The sequence below is a fragment of the Ruegeria sp. CDSB022 genome, assembly GCF_059611145.1.
Genome location: NZ_JBXWOZ010000013.1, coordinates 1 through 16,472 on the forward strand (window position 1 = coordinate 1; position 16,472 = coordinate 16,472).

Below are 16,472 nucleotides of genomic sequence, written 5' to 3' on the forward strand. Positions count from 1 at the left end.
CAGCCCGCAAAATCAACCAACTTCCCACCCAACTCAACATGCAAACCATGCAAAGGCGTGCGCTTAATATCCGTCATTTCAGGTACCTTTCGATCAGCGGGACTGGTCACGAACTACCATGACGGTGCAATGCGCATTGCGCACCACGCGTGCCAGGTTCGGACCAATTTCATAATTCGGGAAATCGCCCTTGGTCGACGCCATGACGATCATGTCGAAGCCCTCTTTGTGAGCGAGCTTCAGAATTTCGCGGTAGACGCTGCCCTCTTGGACATGGACAGCAACGCCCGCGGCGTCACCATTGTCCAAGATGGCCTGAACCGCGTTGCGCACATGCTCTTTGGCACCGGCGCCATAATTGGCGGGCAGGTTCGGCAGCTGGATGATCTCGGGGATGACGGCGACCGCATGCAGTTCGGCACCGTAGAATTTCGCCTGTTCCAATGCGACCGGCAATGCCTGTTTCCAGGAACGGTCGTCAGAGTGATCAATCGGCAGCAGGATTTTCGTGGCCATCACGCCTCTCCTCGAGATAGGAATTCTGTTTCAAGTCGGGGGGCCGGAATGGCCCCCCGTAGGTTTTCAGTGCCCGGATTATTCGGCAGGCGTGCCGCCCGGCTCTTCGGACTTACCACCGGAGGCAAAGAACTCTTTCGTCAATTTGAAGACGATTGGGCTCAGCAATGCCAAGGCGATTAGGTTCGGGATAGCCATCATGGCGTTCAGCGTATCTGCAAGCAGCCAGATAAAGCCCAGATCCGCGGTTGCGCCGAAGTAGATCATGATAATCCACAGAATGCGGTACGGCATCAGGGATTTGACACCCAGCAGGAATTCGACGCATTTCTCTCCGTAGAATGACCAGCCGAGGATGGTGGTGAAGGCGAAGATCGACAGCGCGATGGCGATCAAGTAGCCACCAATGCCCGGCAACGACATTTCGAACGCAGCCGAAGTCAACGCGGCACCGGATTCACCCGTGGTCCACGCACCCGAGGCAATGATTGCCAAACCGGTGATCGAGCAGACGATGATGGTATCGATGAACGTACCCAGCATCGCGATCAGGCCCTGGTTTACCGGACCTTTGGTCTCGGCTGCGGCATGCGCGATCGGGGCGGAACCCAGACCAGCTTCGTTTGAGAAGACACCGCGCGCCACACCAAAGCGGATGGCGGCCCAAACGGCTGCGCCCGCAAAACCACCTTCGGCGGCCGAGGGTGTGAAGGCGTAGGTGAAGACCAACGACACAGCATTGCCGATTTCACCGATATTGATCAGCAGAACGAGCAGACCCGCGATGATATAGGCAATAGCCATGAACGGAACCAGTTTACCGGCAACGGCACCGATACGCGTGATACCACCCAGGATTACAGCGGCGGTCAGAACCATCAGCACCACACCGGTGACCGAGGTATTCAGGCCGAAATTGGCTTCGAGAACCTGTGCAACACCATTGGCTTGCACACCGTTGCCGATACCAAAGGCTGCAACTGCGCCGAACAGGGCAAATGCAACACCCAGCCAGGCCCATTTCGCACCCAGACCGTTCTTGATGTAGTACATCGGACCACCGACAAAGTTGCCCAGCTCGTCCTTCTCACGGTATTTCACCGCCAGAACAGCCTCGGCATATTTGGTGGCCATGCCCACCAGGGCGGTCATCCACATCCAGAACAAAGCGCCCGGACCGCCCAGGAAGACAGCAGTAGCCACACCGGCGATGTTACCCGTACCGATTGTCGCCGACAGCGACGTCATCAGAGCGTTAAACGGGCTGATCTGCCCATCGCCCTGACTTTCTCGCCCGGCGAACAGCAGCTTAAAGCCCGTGCCGATACGCAGGATCGGCATGAATTTCAGCCCCACCTGCAGGAAGAAGCCAACGCCAAGAATGAGGACCAGCATCAGCGGCCCCCACACGACGCCATTGATGGCCCCTACGATTGAATTTAACGCTTCCATGGTATTCCTCCCTAGCGCGTTTGGATTATGCCCCGGCAGCAATCGCCCTTTGGCGAGCTTGCTTGAGGGCGGCAAAGTCTTCGTCCGCGTGGAACGACGAACGGGTCAGCGGCGTGGCTGACACGTGCAGAAAGCCCTTTGAGCGTGCGATCTGCTCAAGCTGGGCGAATTCTTCCGGTGTCCAGAACCGGTCAATCGGGTGATGTTTTGCGGTCGGCTGTAGGTATTGCCCCACTGTCAGAAAATCGACATTCGCTGCGCGCAGGTCATCCATCACCTGCCGCACATCGACAAGGCTTTCACCCAGCCCGACCATCAGGCCGGATTTGGTAAAGATCTCGGGGTTGGTGCGCTTGGCATCGTCCAACAGACGCAGCGAAGTGTAATACCGCGCGCCCGGACGCACCGTGGGATACAGATGCGGAACCGTTTCGAGATTGTGATTGAATACGTCGGGGGCGGCCGCAAATACCAGATCGGCCGCGTCCCCTTTGCCCAGAAAGTCGGGGGTCAGAACTTCTACCGTTGTGCCGGGATTCTGGTGGCGCACAGCACGGATGGTTTGGGCAATATGATCAGCGCCGCCATCAGCCAGATCATCCCGGTCAACCGAGGTGATCACGACATGACGCAGGCCCAGCTTTTTCACCGCAACGGCCACACGGCCGGGTTCGAACTGGTCCAGAGCGTCGGGGCGGCCAGTGGCAACGTTGCAGAAGGAACAGCCGCGGGTACAGACCTCGCCCATGATCATCATGGTGGCGTGGCGCTTGGACCAGCATTCGCCGATATTTGGGCAAGCCGCCTCTTCGCAAACGGTCGCCAGATTATGGTCACGCATCAGGCGGCGGGTTTCGTAAAATTCTGCGCTTTCAACCCGTTTCTTCCGAATCCATTTCGGTTTACGCGGAATGACACTGTCAGCCTTTTTGGCTTTTTCCGGGTGGCGAGGGCGAAGCTGGATGGTCATCTGGCTGATCCTCGTTAAGCGTGAATCGCACGGCCCAGGGCGTCAAGGCAGGCCTCTTTGACCGCCTCGCCCATGGCAGGGTGCGCATGACAGGTTGCGGCAACTTCGGAAACGGTAGCGCATTTGGTCATTGCCAGAACCAGCTCGGCAACCAGGTCGCCGCCATGCGCGCCGCAGATATGCGCGCCCAGGATTTGACCGTCATCGCCAGCCAGAACCTTGACCGCACCATCCGTTTCACCGATCGAACGCGCCCGAGAATTGGCCATGAAGGCGAACTTGCCCACGGAATATTCTGTCCCCGCTTCTTTAAGCGCTTCTTCGGTCAATCCGACCGAGGCAACTTCGGGGTCGGTATAAACCACGCCCGGAACAGTGTTGTAATCCACATGTCCAGCCTGACCGGCCAGTATTTCAACACAGGCGACGCCATCTTCTTCGGCCTTATGCGCCAGCATTGGCCCTGGCACACAATCGCCAATCGCATAGATACCGGGCACCGAGGTCTGGAACGCTCCATCGACCTCGATAAAACCGCGTTGGTTGATGGCAACGCCCAGATCTTCCAACCCCAGTCCGCGCGTCACAGGGCGGCGGCCTACGGCGATCAGGACCTTGTCGGCCTCGATCACTTCTTCCTTGTCCTTGCCAACTCGGTCCACGATCAGGGACAGGCCGGCGTCGGTTTTCCCGACCGATTTCAGCGCCCTGCCCAGTTGGAATTTCAACCCGCGCTTTGACAGGGCGCGCTGTGCCAGCTTGGCGATCTCTCCATCAATGCCGGGCAGAACACGGTCGAGATATTCAACCACCGTGACTTTGGCACCCAGACGCGCCCAGACCTGACCCAGTTCCAGACCGATGACACCGGCACCGATCACCACCAGATGATCCGGCACGGTGTCCAGCGCAATCGCCCCGGTCGAGCTGAGGATATCTTGCTCGTCAATCTCGATCCCCGGCAGCGAGGTCGGCTCGGACCCGGTGGCGATCAGGATGTTCTTTGCCTCATGGATCGTGTCGCCGACCTGAACCTGTCCTGCAGCCGGAATACTGGCCCAACCTTCGATCAGGTCGATACCGTTCTTTTTGAACAGGAATCCGATCCCTTTGGTCAGATCACCAACGATCTTGTCCTTGCGCCCCATCATCGCGCCGATGTCGATGCTGGCCCCCTCGACCTCAATGCCATGGGAGGAGAGATGGCTGATCTCGGCATATTTGGCCGAGGAGGTCAGCAACGCTTTGGAGGGTATGCACCCCACATTCAGACAGGTTCCGCCAAGAGCACCCCGCCCCTCGACGCAAGCGACATTCATGCCCAGCTGAGCGGCACGAATGGCCGCTACATATCCGCCGGGGCCACCGCCAATAACGATCAGGTCATAGGTGCTCATGATTTAACCTCAGTAGATCGGATGGCTCGCGCACAGGGCGCGGACTTTTTCACGAGTTTCTTTTTCGACGGTCGCATCCCCCTCAGACGACTGAACCAAAGCGTCCAGCACGTTGCCAATCAGATGACCGATCGTCGTAAACTCTTCGGGGCCAAATCCACGGCTGCATCCGGCAGCGGTGCCCAGACGAATACCACTGGTAATCGTTGGCTTTTGCGGATCGCCGGGAACACTGTTTTTGTTGCAAGTAAAACCTGCACGCTCAAGCGCGGCCTCGGCATCTTTGCCAGTCACGCCGATGGGGCGCAGATCGACCAACATCAGATGGTTCTCAGTTCCGCCGGAAACGATGTCACAGCCTCGCGCCATCATCACATTCGCCAAAGCCGCCGCGCTGTCGACTACGCGCTGCATGTAGGTTTTGAACTCAGGCTTCAAAGCTTCACCAAAGGCTACAGCCTTGCCCGCGATCACATGCATCAGCGGGCCACCTTGCAGACCCGGAAACACTGCCGAGTTGATCTTTTTGGCGAGTGTTTCATCATTGGTCAGGATGATCCCACCGCGTGGTCCACGTAGGGTCTTATGAGTGGTCGACGTCACCACATGAGCGTGCCCAATAGGCGACGGATGCAGCCCAGTCGCCACCAGCCCCGCGATATGCGCCATATCTGCCAGCAGCCAGGCCCCAACCTTGTCAGCGATTGCCCGAAAGCGCGCAAAGTCGATTTTTTGCGAATAGGCCGATGCGCCCGCGATGATCAGCTTGGGCTTCTCAGCTTCTGCCAATGCCTCGACCTGATCATAATCAATCAGCCCGGCATCGTTCAGACCGTATTGCACCGGACGGAACCATTTGCCCGATTGCGCGGGTTTCGCGCCGTGGGTCAGGTGCCCGCCAGCATCCAGCGACATTCCCAATATCGTGTCACCGGGGCTAAGCAGCGCCAGCTTGACCGCTCCATTCGCCTGAGCGCCGGAATGAGGTTGAACGTTTGCGTATTCGCACCCAAACAGTTTCTTCAACCGCTCGATAGCTTCTGATTCGACCTCGTCGACATATTCGCAGCCACCGTAATACCGGCGACCGGGATACCCTTCGGCGTATTTGTTGGTCAGCACAGACCCCTGCGCATCAATCACCGCCTGCGAGACGATGTTTTCAGATGCGATCAGTTCGATCTGATCCGCCTGACGGGCACCCTCACGGGAAATCGACGCAGAGATTACCGGATCGGCCTCAGCCAGCGACGTTTTAAACATGGTCTCCTCCCAAGGTTCCGAATCCAATTCGCGAAACTTTGTTTCCTATAGTGGAATTTTCATCCTTAAGGCAACATTTTTCTTACAATGGTGAATTTGATTTTGATTGGAAATTATGCAAGCATCGATAAAACAGGGGGATTTCACGTGGCAGAAGAGAATTTAACGGATGTTTCCGGAATGGACGAACAGGACGAGGGTATGGCTCTGGGCCGCTCGATCCGCGACGCGCGCCGTGCAAAAGGCTGGACTTTGGAAGAAGCCGGTCGTGCTGCCGGGATCGGTCGATCAACCCTGTCAAAAATCGAAAACAACCAGACAAAGCCCAGCTTTGATATTGTTCGGCGGCTCACACAGGCGCTTGACCTCAGCACACCGCAGCTGTTTCTACAGTCCGGTCAATCGGGTATATCAGGCCGTCGCGATTATACGCCCAAGGGCGACGGTGAGATCAAGGACACCTCCACATATATCCATGAATTGCTGTGTTCAGAGCTGACCAGCAAACGGATGCTGCCCTATATCGCGACAATCAAGGCGCGCGACATTTCCGAATTTGAAAACTGGATTCGCCATTCTGGAGAAGAGTTCATGTTTGTCCTCAGCGGAGAGCTGACTTTTGTGTCGGAACACTACCGACCGCTGCCGATGAAAGCCGGGGACTCGCTCTATTATGACAGTGGAATGGGGCACGGCTGTATTTCAACCAGTACCGAAGATGCCCGTGTGCTTTGGGTATCGCTGGAATAGCCCGCTAATAGAGTGACGTCACCCAACTTGCGAAAACCTGTACCTCGATGCGGTCTTCAGCGCCTTTGCGTTTAACCAGATAGTGCGAAGGCTGAATGGGTAGACGGTAATCAAAGGGTGCCACCAGCAAACCCTGCTTAATGTACTCATGGGCAAAGCTCTCTAATACCATGGCCGCGCCCTGCCCCGCCGTGACGGCCTGCAAAGCCAAAAGTGACGAATCCATTCGAAGCGTTCTGGAGGGCGCGCCCAAATTGAGCGTGTATTGATCGGACAATCTCATCCAGTCATTCTCGGACCCTTTGATTGCGACGACCCGGCCCTGGGCCAGATTTTGAATGCTCAGATCTGCGCCAAAAGATGCCGCATAATCGGGATGGCAGACCGGCACCGCACATTCATGGCCCAGATGCGAGACGATCCCGTCATCCCAGTCACCATAGCCGAACCGGATATCAATATCGCTTTCTTCCTCTCCAAACCGGTTCGCCCAGACGAAGGTGGAGAGGTCCACTTTGATGTCGGGGTGCAGGTTTTCAAACTCAAACAGTCTTGGTGCGATTACCAGCCCCGCACATGAGATGGAGGCCCGTATTTTGACCACCCGCCTGCGGGAATTGGTGAAAAGGCCGCTGGTTGCGTCTCTTAACTCGGAAAACGTCTTTTGAACCGGCATCGCATAGGCCCGCCCGATTTCGGTCAGGGCAACCCCGCGCGGCAAGCGTTCGAACAGGGATACGTTTAGGTGCTTCTCTAACAACCGTATCTGCTGACTGACGGCGGCTGATGTCAGCCCCAGCTCTTCTGCTGCCGCAGAGAAACTGTTGTGACGCGCGGCAACTTCAAAAGCCCGCAACCAGGTGACATGGGGCAATTTCGCCATTTCTTACCTTCAATGAAAATTATGCCTAATGGGTAATATACATTGTTTGAATTGACAATCTTTGCGTGCAAATCATGGGGCCTATTACCCAAAACGGTTCGAGATGACGCAGACCTTCGACTATATCATCGTGGGCGCCGGATCTGCCGGCTGCGTGCTGGCAAACAAGCTGAGCGCGTGTGGCAGCCATAAAGTGTTGCTGATAGAAGCCGGTGGAACCGATCGCCGTTTCTGGATCAATGTACCGCTGGGATACGGCAAAACCTTCAACGATCCCAAGGTGAACTGGTGTTACTCTGCCCAGGCTGATCCCGGGTTGAACAACCGTCAGGCCTATTGGCCGCGCGGGCGGGTTATTGGCGGATCAAGCTCGATCAACGCCATGGCATATTTGCGAGGCCTCTCGCATGATTTTGATGACTGGGCCAAGGCAGGCGCAGAGGGTTGGAACTGGGAAACGGTTCGCCAGACATATGAGGCGATCGAGACCCATGTCGAAAGAGGCCAAACACCTTCGTCAACGGACGGACCCCTTGTGGTCAGTGATGTCAGTGAGGGCATGCACCCGTTTTCGCGCCACTTTCTGGAGGCCTCACGGCAGATGGGCTGGCATGTTTCGGACAATCTGAACGGTCAGGACGCCGAAGGGATGATGAACCTGCGCAGCACCGTCAAAAACGGCCGCCGCTGGTCATCAGCAGCCGCGTTCCTGCGCCCTGCGCTGAAACGCAGCAATCTGCGGGTAGTATCCAATGCTCTGGTGCAGAACGTCATTCTGGATCAGGGCAAAGCCACCGGTGTCCGCTATCACGTTGGGGGTCAGGTGGTTACGTCCTTCGCGATCCGTGAAGTCATCCTGTCTGCGGGAGCCGTAAACTCGCCACAGCTCTTGCAGCTTTCGGGGATCGGGCCTGCGAACCTGTTGAAAAGGCACGGCATCAAAGTGCGCCATAACCTGTCGCAGGTTGGACAGGGATTGCAGGATCATCTTGGCATATCCCATTTCTTTCATGCGACCGAGCCGACATTGAATAATACGCTTGGCAATCGGTTGGGACAGATGTTGTCCGGTATTCGTTATCTGTTGACCCGCAGCGGGCCACTCAGCGTCCCCGTCAACCAGGTCAGCGGCTTTGTGCGTTCGGACGAAACCGCCGAATTTGCTGATATGCAAATCTATTGCAATCCGATGTCCTATAAGACCGACACCAAAGGACAACCGGGCATTGATACCGAAGCAGGCTTTCTTCTGTGCGCCCAGCCCTGCAGGCCGACAAGCAGAGGGGAGATCAACATCCGTTCGGCAGATCCCATGGATGCACCCGCCATCCAACCAAACTCTCTCTCCACAAACCATGACTGCGACATGGCTATCAAAGCGGGTCGGGTGTTACAGAAGCTGGCGCAGACTGAGACGATCCGCAGTGTTACGCGGACCCGGATAGAACCAGATGTTACGCGGATGAATGACGACCAGCTGTTGGAAAATTTCCGCGCCAACGCCGGAACCATCTTTCACCCAAGCTGCACATGCCGCATGGGGACATCGGAACAGGATTCAGTGCTGGATTCCCGGCTACGCGTCCATGGGGTCGCAGGGCTTCGGGTGGTCGACGCATCCTCATTCCCCAGCATCACCTCAGGCAACACCAACGCCCCGGTGATGATGCTGGCCGCACGCGGTGCGGACCTCATTCTGGAAGATGCCGCAAAGCAGATGAGCGCTTGAAGCAGAGGGAAAGAAGACCGTCTTACAGAATATTTGGTCTGGAAAGGGGCCTCATTCCCTGATCAGGAAAAGTGCAACGCATAGACGTTGTTCAAATACTTCTGATCGTCGATCTGAAAGTGGGTCTCTCCAATGAACTCAAAACCCTTGGCCAGATAGAACTTGATGGCCGAGGTGTTTTCAGCATTGGTCATCAGCCAGACCACATCTGCCCCCTGATCCCGGCAATGTTCCAGCGCGGCTGCCAAAAGACGCCTTCCGATACCTTTTCCGTGATGGCGCGGCTGGACGTAGAATGTCGATATCTCCATGCCCCACCACCCGGAAACAGGGGCGATGCGTGCAGGGGAAACACGGATGAACCCGTCAATCCCCTGATTATTGTCGGACACCAGAATGAATTCATACGGGTTTTGAATCTGTTCTAATACTTTGCTTGTTGTGAATTCCGACAAGGCGAAATCTGCAAAAATCCCACTGACACCATGTTTGAGGTAGGTTCCGATCCATACTTCAATCGAGATGGCAGCGATACTGGACGCATCTGACTTTTCTGCAGTTCGCAATGCCAAGGCGCTTAGGTATTAAACAAGAAGTGCATCACATCGCCATCCTTGACGACATAGCCCTTGCCTTCGGCGCGCATCTTGCCTGCCTCTTTGGCGCCTTGCTCTCCGTTTGCCGAAACATAGTCGTCATAGGCGATCGTTTCAGCACGGATGAAACCCTTTTCGAAATCGCCATGGATGACGCCAGCAGCCTGCGGCGCGGCGGTGCCGGTGCGGATGGTCCAGGCACGGGCTTCTTTCGGGCCGACGGTGAAATAGGTTTCCAGCTTCAGCAGGTCGTAGCCTGCGCGGATCAGACGGTCGAGACCGGGCTCTTCCAGCCCCATTTCCTCGAGGAACATCTGCGCTTCGTCCTCTTCCAGCAGGCTAATCTCTTCTTCGATCTTGGCACTGATAATGACGTGCGAGTTGCCTTGCGCTGCGGCCATTTCAGCCACACGGGCTGAATATTCATTGCCCTCGGCGGCCTCTTCTTCCGAGACGTTGCAGACATAGAGAACCGGTTTGGTGGTTAGCAGTTGCAGCATTTTCCACGCCTTGTCGTCTTCGTCGCTAACTTCGACCAGACGCGCGGGTTTGCCGTCTTCCAGCATGGCCTGCGCTTCGGCAAGCAAACGTTCCTGTTGCTGTGCCTCTTTGTCGTTGCCCTTCAGCTTGCGCACCAGATTGGCACGGCGCTTTTCGATGCTTTCCAGATCGGCCAGCATCAGTTCGGTCTCAATCGTATCGGCATCCGCCACGGGATCGACGCGGCCATCGACATGGGTCACATCATCATCTTCGAAGCAGCGCAACACATGAGCGATGGCGTCAGTCTCACGGATGTTGGCCAGAAACTGGTTGCCCAACCCCTCGCCCTTTGACGCGCCCTTTACCAGGCCCGCGATATCCACAAACGTCATTCGCGTCGGGATGATCTGCTTTGAACTTGCAATCGCCGCCAGCTTGTCCAGCCGGTCATCGGGCACCGCCACATCACCCACATTGGGTTCAATGGTGCAGAACGGGAAATTCGCCGCCTGAGCAGCCGCTGTCTTGGTCAGCGCATTGAAGAGAGTCGACTTGCCCACATTCGGCAAACCCACGATTCCCATTTTAAAGCCCATCTCGGCCTCCTGAAGCGATACGACGGCGTCTTCTATTCACGTCCGGGCAAATGCGCAACCCGGACGGCGGCAACAGGTCGAGTCCCAGTTGCAACATCACTTATCTGTTAATCAAACGTGTACTTCGAATACTTGATTCTGCCACTGCCACGTCACCAACTGACAGGGAGTTGAGAAAACCAAGAAGTACCGAGATGAAAACACTTTTCTTAATGAGCACTTTGCTGGCCACCACGACCATGGCACACGGGCAGTCCATCGTATTGGGAGCAGGATATGCGGATTTCACCCACACCAGCAGCAATGATCAGGCGGTCGTGTCACTGGAATACCAGCACAGCCCGTTTCACGAAGCCACGCGCCTCAGTGCTGGCTGGGGTGTGGCTCTGACGGTGGATGCAGATGCCGACACGCATATTGGCGCCGGTTTGGTCGGTCTCTATACGATCTCTGATCGGTGGTTCGCAGAGGCCAGCGTGATGCCTGGCTACTACAACGCCTCAAATGATGACAATGATCTCGGCGGAAATTTCCAGATCCGCAGCCTTTTCGGAATTGGATATGCCCTGGAAAACGGAAACAAGCTCTCGCTGGCCATCACCCATAATTCGAACGCGAGCACGGACAGTTTCAATCCCGGCGTCAACTCAGTGTTTATGCGTTATCACTACGGGTTCTGAAGCAATCTGGCCCAGCGGGATTGATTTCCGGGCAAAGTTTCTGCACATCAGGTTCAAATCCGTATGCAAGGACCGCAGATGACCCGTATCGACGCCAAGTTCGCCGCCCTCAAGGCCGAGGGCAAAAAGGCCTTCGTATCCTACATCATGGCCGGTGACCCCGATTTCGACACCTCGCTTGAGATCGTCAGGGGCTTGCCCGGTGCCGGTGTCGACGTGATCGAACTTGGGCTGCCGTTCACCGACCCGATGGCGGATGGTCCGACCATCCAGGCAGCAGGACAACGCGCCCTAGAGGGCGGGATGACCCTGCAACGCACACTGGATCTTGCACGTGCTTTTCGGGAATCGGATGATACAACGCCTATTGTGCTAATGGGGTATTACAATCCCATCTACAGCCGCGGTGTGGAAAGGTTTCTGGCGGACGCTACTGAGGCTGGCATCGACGGCCTGATCGTCGTTGACCTGCCCCCCGAAGAAGATGACGAACTTTGTCTGCCTGCACAGGCGGCTGGATTGAATTTTATCCGCCTCGCCACGCCGACAACGGATGACAAACGGCTTCCGCGCGTTCTTCAGAACACTTCGGGATTTGTGTATTACGTCTCGATCACGGGGATCACAGGCGCAGCCGAAGCCCAGGCCACGAATGTAGGCCCCGAGGTCTCTCGGATCAAATCCGCCACGGATTTGCCAGTGATCGTGGGCTTTGGAATCAATACCCCGGAAAAATCGCGGGCAATCGCAACTGTTGCCGATGGCGCAGTGGTCGGCTCGGCCATTGTCAGCCAGATCGCCGCCGGGAAGTCGGTTGGTGAAGTTCTGGATTTTGTCAAATCGCTGGCAGATGGGGCACATTCGGCCTGATCCAACGACCGGTTTCGCAATCTTGACCGCAGTCGGCGCAACCCGGCTGCGGTTTTTCTATTGCACCTAACGTTGCGCACAGAAACGTGGCGTTGCGAGGCTTTCGAAAAATTGGTAAAGAAAAAGGACCAATCTTTCGAAAGCCGCATCTCATGCCCGTCATCACCAATATCCAAGACCTCAAACACATCTATGAACGACGCGTCCCGCGCATGTTCTTTGACTATGCCGAAAGCGGCAGCTGGACCGAGCAGACCTTTCGCGACAACAGCTCGGATTTCGAAGATATCCGCCTGCGCCAGCGAGTAGCGGTTGATATGACCGGGCGCACGACGGCGTCGCAGATGATCGGACAGGATGTTACCATGCCTGTTGCCCTTGCCCCCGTTGGTCTGACCGGCATGCAGCACGCGGATGGTGAGATCAAAGCCGCCAAAGCAGCCGAGGCTTTTGGCGTCCCCTTTACCCTGTCCACGATGTCAATCAATTCTATCGAGGAGGTGGCCGAGAACACCACTGCGCCCTTCTGGTTCCAACTCTACACCATGAAGGACCAGGACTATGTCTCTCGACTGATCCAACGCGCCAAGGATGCAAAATGTTCGGCCCTTGTGATCACCCTGGACTTGCAAATACTCGGGCAGCGCCACAAGGACCTAAAGAATGGTCTGTCCGCGCCGCCAAAGCTGACGCCCAAGACCATCGCCAATCTGATGACAAAATGGGCCTGGGGCATCGAAATGTTAGGCGCCAAACGGCGGAACTTCGGCAATATTGTTGGCCATGTTGATAATATCACTGATACAAGATCGCTGGGCACATGGACGGCGGAACAATTCGACCCCAGCCTGGATTGGGGCAAAGTTGAAAAGCTGATGGACCAATGGGGCGGCAAGGTGATCCTCAAGGGTATCCTGGATTCCGAGGATGCCAAGATGGCCGCCAAGCTGGGCGCCGATGCCATCGTGGTTTCAAACCACGGCGGACGCCAGTTGGACGGGGCGCTCAGTTCCATTCGTGTCCTGCCCGAGATTATGGACGCTGTCGGAAACGACATCGAAGTGCATCTGGACAGTGGCATTCGGTCTGGCCAGGACGTTCTGAAAGCACTGGCACTTGGCGCGAAGGGCACCTTTATCGGGCGCGCCTTTGTTTACGGTCTTGGCGCAATGGGCCAGAAAGGCGTGACCACGGCACTTGAGATCATTCAGAAAGAACTTGATACGACCATGGCGCTTTGCGGTGAACGCAATGTGAGCGATCTGGGCCGGCACAATTTGCTTGTCCCGAAAGACTTCGGAGGGAGCTGGACAGATTGATCGCGCGCATGGGGCTCTACCCCAGTCGCCCTTAGGCCGCCTCGCCCGATATATTTAGAGCCAGTTGAAGAAAGGATTCCCTGCTCCATCTGGCCGAAAATACATCGGAGTGCGAGACAGAGCCTCGCAAAATAGACGAGCTGCAAAAACCCCTTTCCAAACTCAATGAATCAAGCTAAGGACGCGGCTTCACGCGGGTATACAGCCTTGGAGGATACCCGCCCTAACATTGGAGAAATATCATGGCTGGAGAGATTCCTGATCTCGTAGCTCTGGAACGGACGGGGACAGGCAAGGGCGCCGCTCGTCAGGCACGCCGCGACGGCATGGTTCCGGGCATTGTTTTTGGTGGCGACAAAGAGCCGCTGCCGATCCAGATCCCGTTCAACGAACTGTTCAAGCGCCTGAAGGCGGGCCGGTTCAAGTCGACATTGTGGAACCTGAAGGTTGAAGGCCAGGAAGACGTTCGCGTCATCTGCCGCGACGTTCAGCGTGACGTTGTCAAAGACCTGCCGACCCACCTGGACCTGATGCGCCTGCGTCGGACCACCAAGATCGCACTGTTTATTCCGGTTGATTTCATCAACGAGGAAGAGGCCCCCGGCATCAAGAAAGGCGGCGTTCTGACCGTTGTCCGTCCTGAGGTCGAGCTGATGTGTACCGCTGGTGAGATTCCTGAGAAGATCACCGTTGATCTGACCGGTCTGAACATCAACGACGTTGTCACCATCTCGTCGGTCGATCTGCCTGCTGGCACCAAGCCGACCATCGACCGTGACTTTGTGATCGCCAACATCTCGGCCCCAACCGGCCTGGCCACAAGCGATGACGAAGAGGGCGAAGAGGGTGATGTCGCACCCGATGAAGTCGAAGTCGTCGGAAGCGAAGAAGAATAAGGCCGGACCCAAAGTTTCGGTTTTTGTGACGGGGCCCCATTGGGGTCCCGTTTTCTTTTGCCCGTTGGGCTGGAAAATCGGCCCCGATCCGTGCCATCAACCAGTTGCGATATCGCGCTTGAGACAAGGACATGACGATGAAGCTGTTTGTCGGCCTGGGAAATCCCGGATCAAAATATGCTCGAAACCGGCACAATATTGGCTTTATGGCCGTTGACCGGATCGCCGAGGATTGCGGCTTTGGTCCTTGGAAATCCAAATTTCAGGCCGAAATCGCCGAAGGGCGGCTTGGTCAAGAAAAGGTTTTGCTTATCAAGCCTCAGACCTTCATGAACCGGTCCGGTCAATCGGTGGGCGAGGCCATGCGGTTTTACAAGTTGGATTCGACCGACGTCACTGTCCTACATGATGAATTGGATCTGGCGCCGGGTAAGGTCCGCGTCAAGGCAGGCGGAGGCCATGCCGGTCACAACGGGCTTCGGTCGATCCACGAACATATCAGCCCAGCCTATGATCGGGTGCGCCTTGGGATCGGTCATCCCGGGCGGAAAGAATTGGTTTCGCCATATGTCTTGGGCGATTTCGCAAAGGCTGACAGCGACTGGTTGGAAGATGTCCTGCGCGGCGTTGCAGATGGCGCAAGGCACCTGGCCAATGGCGATGGCGGTAAGTTCATGAACGCCGTTGCCCTGCGAACGGCACCGCCGCGTTCGTCCAAGTCACCGTCCGAGCACCCAAAACCAACGGCTCAGACCATTACCGAACCCGCCGAGGACAGCAGGTCAGCCATGCAGAAGCTGATGGACAAGTTCAAATAGCGCCCTTTGCCGTTGCCCCTACGTCCGGATTGCGGAATTTTCCCGGGCAGGCTCCAATACCGGCAATCATGGGAGGCGACAAATGAGAGCTTTGTTTAAATGGGTGCTGCGTATCGCGCTGATGCTTGTGCTGGCAGCCGCCGTTGTCGGGTTCTGGAAACGCGAGGAAATTCAACGCTTGATGGCGGTGAACTCATTGTTTTCCCCCGAAAAGATCGTTCACAATTTCTCGCATATGGATGCAGCTTTCAAAACCGTCAACTTGCCGCGCGGGGATGGGGCCACATGGGAATTGCCTTACGGGCCCGGGTTTGACCTGCCAGCAGGCACGGATCAATGGATCGAAGACCGGTCGGTCACATCCTTGCTTGTGATGCAGGGCGGGCAGATCCGGTTTGAGGAATATTATCTGGGCACCACACCAGACGATCGACGCATTTCGTGGTCGGTTGCCAAAAGCTATCTTTCTGCATTGTTCGGCATATTGCTGGACGAAGGCGCAATCGCCTCATTGGACGATCCGGTCGTGCAATACGTGCCCAAACTAAAAGGCACGGCCTATGATGGTACGACGATCCGCAACGTGCTGAACATGGCCAGCGGTGTGACCTTCAACGAGGATTATCTGGATTACAATTCTGACATCAACCGGATGGGTCGAGTGGTCGCCTTAGGCCGAGAACTGGACGATTTTGCCGCCTCGCTGCAGGACAGTTTCGCAACACCCGGAGAAACCTGGAAATACGTGTCAATCGACACCCATGTTATCGGTATGGTGGTCCGAGGAGCAACCGGTCGCAGCGTGGCCGAACTGCTTACAGAGCGCATTGTACAGCCACTTGGGCTGGAGCGGGATGGCTATTACGTGACTGACGGGGCCGGAGTTGCCTTTGTTCTGGGGGGCTTGAATTTCACCACCCGCGACTATGCGCGTTTCGGTCAGATGATCCTGCAAAACGGGGTTCATGATGGGCAGCAACTAGTACCGGCTGAATGGATCGCCGCTTCGGTCCTGCCCAGTGCCCCGACCGCATCGGGCAAGATCGGCTATGGATATCAGTGGTGGATTCCCGTGGGCGCGCATGAGGGCGAGTTCATGGCCCGCGGCGTCTATGGTCAGTATATCTATTTCGACCAGCCGCGCGGGGTGCTGATCGTGTCCACCGGGGCCGATCGCAAGTTTCGAGACCCTGGCGTGAATGAGATCAACATAGAAATGTTCCGCAAGATTGCGCAAAGCCTGTAAGATGCTCT

General features: G+C 56.4%; 16 protein-coding genes. 8 read left to right on the forward strand and 8 right to left on the reverse strand.

Annotated features, from left to right (window positions below; genetic code table 11):
• Nucleotides 1-93: 93 nt before the first annotated feature.
• The 5 genes from AC2FIZ_RS16115 to glyA form a co-directional block, all read right to left on the reverse strand.
• Nucleotides 94-516 (reverse strand): universal stress protein, encoded by a 423-nt coding sequence (locus AC2FIZ_RS16115; protein ID WP_142639489.1) that lies wholly within the window; start codon nt 514-516, stop codon nt 94-96.
• Nucleotides 517-594: 78 nt separating this feature from the next.
• Entirely contained in the window at nt 595-1,968 is a 1,374-nt protein-coding gene (locus tag AC2FIZ_RS16120; protein ID WP_496690355.1) for an alanine/glycine:cation symporter family protein, read from the reverse strand.
• A gap of 25 nt (nt 1,969-1,993) precedes the next feature.
• On the reverse strand, nt 1,994-2,938 hold the full coding sequence (lipA, locus tag AC2FIZ_RS16125; protein ID WP_496791330.1) for a lipoyl synthase: 945 nt from the start codon (nt 2,936-2,938) through the stop codon (nt 1,994-1,996).
• Nucleotides 2,939-2,952: 14 nt separating this feature from the next.
• Nucleotides 2,953-4,335, reverse strand: a complete 1,383-nt coding sequence (lpdA, locus tag AC2FIZ_RS16130; protein WP_282027609.1) for a dihydrolipoyl dehydrogenase — start codon at nt 4,333-4,335, stop codon at nt 2,953-2,955.
• Between the two features lie 9 nt (nt 4,336-4,344).
• Nucleotides 4,345-5,598, reverse strand: coding sequence for a serine hydroxymethyltransferase (gene glyA / locus AC2FIZ_RS16135; protein ID WP_496791331.1), 1,254 nt, complete (start codon nt 5,596-5,598; stop codon nt 4,345-4,347).
• Nucleotides 5,599-5,778: 180 nt separating this feature from the next.
• Here glyA and AC2FIZ_RS16140 point away from each other — a divergent pair, with 180 nt between their 5' ends.
• Nucleotides 5,779-6,348 (forward strand): helix-turn-helix domain-containing protein, encoded by a 570-nt coding sequence (locus tag AC2FIZ_RS16140; RefSeq protein WP_185956736.1) that lies wholly within the window; start codon nt 5,779-5,781, stop codon nt 6,346-6,348.
• Between the two features lie 4 nt (nt 6,349-6,352).
• Here AC2FIZ_RS16140 and AC2FIZ_RS16145 read toward each other — a convergent pair whose 3' ends face one another.
• Nucleotides 6,353-7,231 carry a LysR substrate-binding domain-containing protein gene (locus AC2FIZ_RS16145; protein WP_271951607.1) on the reverse strand — a complete coding sequence of 293 codons (879 nt, stop codon included), beginning with the start codon at nt 7,229-7,231 and terminating at the stop codon, nt 6,353-6,355.
• A gap of 103 nt (nt 7,232-7,334) precedes the next feature.
• On the opposite strand from AC2FIZ_RS16145, the gene AC2FIZ_RS16150 reads away from it, so the two are divergent.
• The gene (locus tag AC2FIZ_RS16150) at nt 7,335-8,960 is read left to right on the forward strand and encodes a GMC family oxidoreductase (RefSeq protein WP_496791353.1); all 1,626 of its coding nucleotides are present in this window, start codon (nt 7,335-7,337) and stop codon (nt 8,958-8,960) included.
• Nucleotides 8,961-9,022: 62 nt separating this feature from the next.
• Here AC2FIZ_RS16150 and AC2FIZ_RS16155 read toward each other — a convergent pair whose 3' ends face one another.
• Nucleotides 9,023-9,526 carry a GNAT family N-acetyltransferase gene (locus AC2FIZ_RS16155; RefSeq protein ID WP_496791332.1) on the reverse strand — a complete coding sequence of 168 codons (504 nt, stop codon included), beginning with the start codon at nt 9,524-9,526 and terminating at the stop codon, nt 9,023-9,025.
• An 11-nt stretch (nt 9,527-9,537) separates the two neighbouring features.
• On the reverse strand, nt 9,538-10,635 hold the full coding sequence (ychF, locus tag AC2FIZ_RS16160) for a redox-regulated ATPase YchF (RefSeq protein ID WP_281973475.1): 1,098 nt from the start codon (nt 10,633-10,635) through the stop codon (nt 9,538-9,540).
• 194 nt (nt 10,636-10,829) lie between these two features.
• Between ychF and AC2FIZ_RS16165 the strand changes: the two genes are divergently transcribed.
• The 6 genes from AC2FIZ_RS16165 (at nt 10,830) to AC2FIZ_RS16190 (ending at nt 16,464) form a co-directional block, all read left to right on the forward strand.
• Nucleotides 10,830-11,315 carry an acyloxyacyl hydrolase gene (locus tag AC2FIZ_RS16165; RefSeq protein WP_142639471.1) on the forward strand — a complete coding sequence of 162 codons (486 nt, stop codon included), beginning with the start codon at nt 10,830-10,832 and terminating at the stop codon, nt 11,313-11,315.
• A gap of 78 nt (nt 11,316-11,393) precedes the next feature.
• Nucleotides 11,394-12,185, forward strand: coding sequence for a tryptophan synthase subunit alpha (gene trpA, locus AC2FIZ_RS16170; protein WP_281995895.1), 792 nt, complete (start codon nt 11,394-11,396; stop codon nt 12,183-12,185).
• A 152-nt stretch (nt 12,186-12,337) separates the two neighbouring features.
• A complete protein-coding gene (locus tag AC2FIZ_RS16175) occupies nt 12,338-13,504 on the forward strand; it encodes an alpha-hydroxy acid oxidase (RefSeq protein ID WP_271951599.1) in 1,167 nt (388 codons plus the stop codon).
• 242 nt (nt 13,505-13,746) lie between these two features.
• Entirely contained in the window at nt 13,747-14,400 is a 654-nt protein-coding gene (locus tag AC2FIZ_RS16180) for a 50S ribosomal protein L25/general stress protein Ctc (RefSeq protein ID WP_142639464.1), read from the forward strand.
• Nucleotides 14,401-14,537: 137 nt separating this feature from the next.
• Nucleotides 14,538-15,218, forward strand: a complete 681-nt coding sequence (gene pth, locus AC2FIZ_RS16185; protein ID WP_281973473.1) for an aminoacyl-tRNA hydrolase — start codon at nt 14,538-14,540, stop codon at nt 15,216-15,218.
• A gap of 82 nt (nt 15,219-15,300) precedes the next feature.
• A complete protein-coding gene (locus AC2FIZ_RS16190; protein ID WP_496692952.1) occupies nt 15,301-16,464 on the forward strand; it encodes a serine hydrolase domain-containing protein in 1,164 nt (387 codons plus the stop codon).
• Nucleotides 16,465-16,472: the final 8 nt, after the last annotated feature.